Below are 3,684 nucleotides of genomic sequence, written 5' to 3'. Positions count from 1 at the left end.
CGCGGGGCCGGGGACCGGCGCCCACGCCGCATGCTCCGGCCGCGCTGGCGGCGGGCCGCGCCAACGGCGCGAGCGCCGCCGCCCTTGATCACCTGGGGTCCTTCACCGACGACGCCCCGGACGCGCTGGTCTTCACGTCTCCCAAGGGGATGGTTTACCGGCGGGGGAACTTCCGCCGTGGCTCCCGGTGGGCACAGGCGACCGAAGCGGTGGGCGTCCCGGGACTGCACTTCCACGACCTGCGCCACACGGGCAACACCATCGCGGCTGGGAGCGGCGCGAGCCTGCGGGATCTCATGGCGCGCGTGGGGTAGGACTCGCCAAGGGCGGCCATGATCTACCAGCACGAGACCTCAAGGGCCGGACAGGCCATCGCTGCGGCCATCGATGCGCAGATCAGGGAGGCCATCCAGAAGGACGACCCGGACGACGACGGTCCGGCTGGCGTGCTGGTCCCGGTGGCCTAATCGCACGGTAATTGCACGAACACCCCCGTCCGATGATCGGACGGGGGTGTTCTCGCAGGTGGAGCCTAGGGGATTCGAACCCCTGACACCCGGCTTGCAAAGCCGGTGCTCTACCAACTGAGCTAAGGCCCCTCGGCGGGTCAAAGCTTACCGGCGGACGGGCGTCGCGTGCGCCCGGTTATCGGTGTGACGTGCGCGGGCGAGTACGCCTTGGCCCGGCGGATCGGGACGGTGGCCGTCCCGGTCACGCCGGGGCCATGCACGGCGTATATCGGTTCAGCTGTCGGTGGACGTGGCCTCGGTCCACAGGTCCAGCTCCGCGCGGTCCTGCTGCAGGCGACGCCAGACGACGAATCCGCCGAGAGCCACAACGGCCAGAACAAGCAGCTTCTTCACGGTGGGGACCCCTTCACCTCGACTATGAAGCCAACCCGAGGGACATGGGTGTCAGGCGACTCTTCCCCCAGGTTCTCCGCAGCCTAGCAACCCGCGCCGAGCGATCCGCACCCCATGTGCCGTTATCGGACGTGCCGTCCAAGGACGGTGCGGGTGCTGTGGCGGGCCAGCCACCTCGTTTCGCGTGCGGATCGGCCGCATAATCCGGGCAACGACGTCAGGGGAGTCCCGATGAGCGCACAGGACGACTTCCGGATCTGGGAGCGGGAACTGCGGCCCGACGCGGCGGACGGCCCCGAGTCGTCGGGCGGGCTCGCACTGCTGCTGGTCGCGAGCGCGACGGCCGCCGGCTGCACCCTCCTGATCACCTTGGGCGAGGCCCCGCTGGGCACGGCGGGCCTGGTGCTCTCGTCGCTGATCCTGCTGCTTTGGCGCGCGGGGATGTGACTGTCGCGCGTGTCCGGCATCGGTCGGGCCGGGCTTTGTGCGCCTGGAGCCGGGGCTCACGTGGTAGCGCTTCATCCACAGGGTGTGGCCGACGTTTTGCACAGCGGTTCAGCTGCGGAAGTAAGGGTTCTCGGCGGCTTCGTCCACACGGAAATCCCCAGTTGGCCGGGGTTTCGCGCATCGGACGCCGCCTCTGGACAACGTTGGGGACGAGCTGTGGGCGACGTCCGGCGAGCCTCCCGTCTTCCACAGCCTGTGGATAACTTCGGTGCACAACCTGTGGGAACCGGGGATGACCGTCGTCCACCTCGAATCCCCAGAGTCACCCACAGGTCGCATCCCGTTATCCACCCCGTGGATAACGTTCTGACCAGTGCCGCAGCACCATGGAAGCGGGGCCGGGACGGCGTCGTGCACAGGCTGTGGGCATCGGGTCTCCACAGTCTCCCCCATCCGGTGGAAACCGTCTGCCCACCGGAAATCCCCAGTCGCATCCCCAGATCATCTTCTTGTGCACCACACTCTGCGCGGTGTCCACAGGCCCTCACCACGCGACACGCGGGAGCTGATCGTCGCGGCGCCCACGGCCCCCTAGGGTGGGCTGTCGGCGGGCAGGTGAAGACCCCCGGGCCGCGAGTTATCCACAATCTGTGGACGCACTTTCACGCGGTGCACACCGCGGGAACACTGGATCTCGGGAACGGGGCGAAGGTTCCGTCCCCCAGTTCTGACAGGTGGTCAGCGGCCGAGCATCCAGTGGCCGGACCAGCCCAGGAACCGGCGCGGGTAGCCCTCGGCCCTCTCAAGCCCGCCGCCGTCCAGGACGTGGTCCAGCCCGGCGAGCACCCGGTCGAGCCCGGCCGTCGGCGCGGCCGTGCGGGTGGCCACCGGCCCGAACATCCGATCGGTCTCGTCGCGGGCCCAGCGGGCGAAATCCCGCGCCTCGGCGTCCCCGGCCATGGACAGGAAGAACAACGCCTGCCGCCACGCGTACGCCGCGTCCTTGACGGCGCGTAGCGGCAGCGCCGACCGGTGCGCGGTGAGCAGCCGGTCGCACATGACGACGTAGGCGCGGCGCGCCAGCTCGGGCCAGCCAGGTCCGGGCTGCACGCCGACCGTCCCGGCGAGCACGGCGAGGTTGTGCGTGGTCAGGATCTGGGCCTGCTCGATGGTCCGTCCGTTCACGACCACCCAGGAGCTCGTCGCGGCTCCGGCGCGCGCCTGGCACAACGCCGCGAACTCCCTCGCGGCGTCCCACTCCGGATCGGAGGTGAGACCGGAATGCGCCTTCTGCGCCCACGGCATCCTTGGCGCGCGCTTCGGCGGCTTCTCGGAGATGGCGCGCAGCGTCCGCAGACGCGCGGCGTCGATGCCGTAGTAGCGGACGTAGAGCGTCCCGTCGAGCAGTTCGGCGGCGATCTCGGCCGCGCGCACGAACTTCGGGGAGAACGTGCCCATGAAGATGTCCGCGGCGAGCTCCTCCACGAACGGCGCGTCCAGGCCGGCCTGCCGGGCGAGCGCCGTGAGCTCGGTGACCAGCCGGTTCGGGATGATCGTCCCGGGGAACGCGGTGAGCGTGAGGCCGCCGAGCCGGGTCAGCGTGGTCCGCGCCGCCGCGCGGGCCGCGTCGCCGCCGGTCCCCCGCCGGGACGCGATCGCCTGCACCCACGGCAGTTCCTCGAACCGCACCTGGTGCTCCAGGTTCACCAGCAGCAGCGAACGCCGCTTGCGGAAAGCCCGGTAGCCCGCCGACACGAGCATCGCCAACGTCCGGTCACCGTAGTCCTGCGCCACGGTGGAGGCCACCAGCTCCGGAACCAGCCCCGCCAGCACTTCAGCGGAGGGCACGATCCGCCGCTCGACCAGCGTCTCAACGGGCGCGCTCAGGCCCTGCTCGACCGCCCGCAGCACCACGTCCGGCATCACGGTTCCGACGGGCACCTCGGTACTGCGCCGGTGCGCCACTACGGAGTCGGCGTTCTGCCGCCGCATGTCGTTCGTCCGGCCCTGTTCCTCGCCGGTACGAGCCATACCGCCCTCACCGCCGTCAGACCACCACTCCCCGCCAACGATCGGCGGGGGAACAGCACCCGACGGCTTGGCGGCATGCGACGGCGTGGCGCTGGTCGGCTGCGTAACAGCGCTCTGCGGCTTGGCAGCGCCGGACGGCTTGGCGGCACCCGTGGGCGCCGCGGCGTCCGACGGCTTTGCGGCGTCCGGCGGCGCGGCGGTGGACGGCTGCGCAAGGGCGTCCGGCGGCGCGGCAGCGGTCGGCGGGTTGACGGCACTTGGCGGCGTGGCGGCGCCCGGCGGCGTGACTGCGCGCGGCGGCTTCGCGGCGCTCGACGGGTTGGCGGCCCCCGGCGGCGTGGCG

The 3,684-nt window shown here is 71.1% G+C and carries 5 protein-coding genes, 1 tRNA gene and 1 pseudogene; 4 read left to right on the top strand and 3 right to left on the bottom strand.

All coding sequences use genetic code 11. The features are described from left to right. Positions 1 to 314 (top strand): annotated as a pseudogene (locus tag DZF91_RS40895) (hypothetical protein); the annotation flags it as partial. Between the two features lie 18 nt (positions 315 to 332). Further along, positions 333 to 467, top strand: coding sequence for a hypothetical protein (locus DZF91_RS42570; protein WP_268915913.1), 135 nt, complete (start codon positions 333 to 335; stop codon positions 465 to 467). Between the two features lie 59 nt (positions 468 to 526). On the opposite strand, the gene DZF91_RS02525 is transcribed toward DZF91_RS42570, so the two are convergent. Further along, positions 527 to 599 (bottom strand) — tRNA-Ala (locus DZF91_RS02525). A 144-nt stretch (positions 600 to 743) separates the two neighbouring features. After that, the gene (locus tag DZF91_RS41690; RefSeq protein WP_211245696.1) at positions 744 to 863 is read right to left on the bottom strand and encodes a DLW-39 family protein; all 120 of its coding nucleotides are present in this window, start codon (positions 861 to 863) and stop codon (positions 744 to 746) included. Positions 864 to 1,094: 231 nt separating this feature from the next. Between DZF91_RS41690 and DZF91_RS02520 the strand changes: the two genes are divergently transcribed. Then, positions 1,095 to 1,310 carry a hypothetical protein gene (locus tag DZF91_RS02520; protein ID WP_117355901.1) on the top strand — a complete coding sequence of 72 codons (216 nt, stop codon included), beginning with the start codon at positions 1,095 to 1,097 and terminating at the stop codon, positions 1,308 to 1,310. A 738-nt stretch (positions 1,311 to 2,048) separates the two neighbouring features. Here DZF91_RS02520 and DZF91_RS02515 read toward each other — a convergent pair. Beyond that, positions 2,049 to 3,341: a hypothetical protein gene (locus tag DZF91_RS02515; protein WP_147340959.1), complete on the bottom strand. Its 1,293-nt coding sequence runs from the start codon at positions 3,339 to 3,341 to the stop codon at positions 2,049 to 2,051. 85 nt (positions 3,342 to 3,426) lie between these two features. On the opposite strand from DZF91_RS02515, the gene DZF91_RS41490 reads away from it, so the two are divergent. Beyond that, positions 3,427 to 3,684: hypothetical protein (locus DZF91_RS41490; protein ID WP_456236643.1), on the top strand; the 258-nt coding region annotated here is incomplete at its 3' end.

Origin of the sequence: Actinomadura logoneensis (assembly GCF_003428695.1) — a bacterium.
Classification (GTDB): Bacteria; Actinomycetota; Actinomycetes; order Streptosporangiales; family Streptosporangiaceae; genus Spirillospora; species Spirillospora logoneensis.
The sequence above is the reverse complement of the archived record's forward strand: the minus strand, read 5'-3'. Positions and strand labels throughout refer to the sequence as shown.